General features: G+C 31.2%; 4 protein-coding genes. All 4 read right to left on the bottom strand.

Annotated features, from left to right (window positions below; all coding sequences use genetic code 11):
- A partial coding sequence (locus B5E75_RS14120; protein ID WP_143746984.1) for an Rpn family recombination-promoting nuclease/putative transposase occupies positions 1-458 on the bottom strand: 458 nt, incomplete at its 3' end.
- A gap of 171 nt (positions 459-629) precedes the next feature.
- A complete protein-coding gene (locus B5E75_RS14115) occupies positions 630-1,052 on the bottom strand; it encodes a PPC domain-containing DNA-binding protein (protein WP_087360574.1) in 423 nt (140 codons plus the stop codon).
- 11 nt (positions 1,053-1,063) lie between these two features.
- Positions 1,064-1,237 carry a DUF4250 domain-containing protein gene (locus tag B5E75_RS14110; protein ID WP_087360571.1) on the bottom strand — a complete coding sequence of 58 codons (174 nt, stop codon included), beginning with the start codon at positions 1,235-1,237 and terminating at the stop codon, positions 1,064-1,066.
- A complete protein-coding gene (locus B5E75_RS14105; protein ID WP_087360568.1) occupies positions 1,237-2,055 on the bottom strand; it encodes a Cof-type HAD-IIB family hydrolase in 819 nt (272 codons plus the stop codon). The genes B5E75_RS14110 and B5E75_RS14105 overlap by 1 nt, the downstream gene beginning before the upstream one ends.
- Between the last annotated feature and the right edge of the window lie 269 nt (positions 2,056-2,324).

Genomic DNA, 2,324 nt, shown 5'->3' with positions numbered 1-2,324 from the left:
ATGTCTACAACCCTCATCTTCCAGTCATTCTGTTTTCTCTTGATTTCCTCTGGTCCTTTGACTCTTTCCAGCAATGATGTCACGGCATTCCATTTCCCTTCGCCATGAAACAATACGACGCTCATCACTGGCATCAGCATATGATTCTTGAATCGCTTATCCTGCATGTTGTAGACCAGTGCATCATAAAGCAATGTTCTTGATGCCATTGTAAAGTCAACACAGCTTTGAGCTTCAAGAATCAAGATAGCTTGAAAATCCTTTCTTTCCCACATCATGATGACATCATGAGTGCGTTCCTTAGAAAGAAAGTCACCAATAAATATCTCTCTGGAATCAAGAGGGTGAAGGTCACTGGGATGGATGATAGCATGACCATCAAAGAAAAGAGCATTCATGAAGTCAGCAAAACGCATAGGATAAGAGAAGAAATCCTTTAACACATGATCTTTTTTCATCAACGAATCCCTCCTATAGAGGAGAGGCTAAACATATTATACACAAATCATTGCTTATAGTAAACACCATATAATATTTCTAACCCCTCTATTATTTATATACGCAAAAATATTTCATTTTTCTTTTTTTATTTCAAACTTTTTTTAATAAAACTAAAAAAAGTTTGCCTTCTAAGCAAACTTCCATAAATTCAAACCAATATCCTTATTCAACTCTCGATCTATTTTGCCATCAATGATTGTTATAACCATTTCACATGTTGCACTCACAATAGCTTTATTTAAATGTCCACCAAAGACTTCACCTTTTTCATTTCCCACACTCATATGTAAATGACAATAAAACTGATCATTCATCGTATCAATTGTTCCTGTTAATGAAACAATTTCAAAACTTCCTTGAAATGAATTTGATAAATAGTGTTTTGTATCCGTTTGAAAGACACCAATTGTGATATCTTTAACAGCACCTAATGCTTGAATACTTGCAAGTGTTACATTTTCTTTTAAAGCAACTTTTTGAACTTGTTCCAATATTTCTTCATCTTTATCAATTCTCACTAAAATAGTCTGATCAAATCTTTTATATTCCATAAATGTTCTCCTTATTTAAACTGATTATTCATTTCATCATAAATATAATCAATCTTTTTCAATGTTTCTATAATATCCTGTTTAGAAACATCCAAATCATCACATAAACTTTCTAATGAATCATATTGATCTCTTAATTTCATATTAATAAAACTTAAAAGCATGGCAGGATCTTTTGGTAACATTAATATTCAACTCCTTTATATATCTGAGATAATACATAGGCTATACCATCTTCGTTATTTGATTTTGTGATCATATTGGCACGTTGTTTGACGCCATCAACTGCATTTTCCATTGCGACACCAAGCCCAGCATATTCAATCATACTTAGATCATTGTAGCCATCTCCAAATGCCATCACTTCTTCTTGTTTTATATTTAAGCTCTTTGCTAGACGATCAAGCGATGTAGCTTTATCAATTCCTTTTGACATGACTTCTAAAAAGAATGGAGCACTTCGATAAATACTCAAACTATCACCAAAAGGCTTTTTAAATTCTGCTTCAATAGAAGCAACATAATCCGGTTTTCCAGTTAATAAAACTTTATGTATAGGATTTTCGAGTATATCTATAAAAGATGAAACTTTATTTTTATGAATATCATTAATTTTAGCTTCTAAACAAACATATTCATCATCTATATCTTCAGTATAAATCATATCATTTTTATATGTCATACATGCTAAATCAAATTGTTTTGCCCTTTGATAAGTCTTTTGAGCGTCTTCTACTGTCAAAGTCTGTTCATAAATTGTTTCATTCGTTTTTGCACTGGCAACTCTTGCCCCATTAAACGATAGTAGATAACCACCAAATTGATCTAACATCAATTCTTTAGCTTCATGTCTAAGTCCAGCTGTTGGTCTACCAGAAGCTAAAACAATTTTCACACCTTGTTTTTGTACTTGAATCAAAGCTTCTCTAGTTTTAGGTGTAATCTGATTATTTGAATCTTTTAAAGTTCCATCCAAATCTAATGCAATTAACTTATATTCCATCATGACCTCCTGTTTTTTATTATCTTAATTCATTTCTTTCGTTTTGTCTATATAAGCATTATGTTTTTCATTTGAGATAGTTATAATGACACATCAATACTCTTATTGATATACATTTTTCTTTAAAAGAATATTTTTGATAAAATCATCTTTCATAGACCATCTGAGCCACTTGTAATACTTTCTTGTTTTAACTCCTTTTTTTCGGAGTCTATCCTCTGGTTTAGAAGTCATCATTTTTTTGATTAATGTATAATGACATTGATAAT

The organism is Massiliimicrobium timonense, from assembly GCF_002160865.1.
Taxonomy (GTDB): Bacteria; Bacillota_I; Bacilli_A; order Erysipelotrichales; family Coprobacillaceae; genus Allocoprobacillus.
The sequence above is the reverse complement of the archived record's forward strand: the minus strand, read 5'-3'. Positions and strand labels throughout refer to the sequence as shown.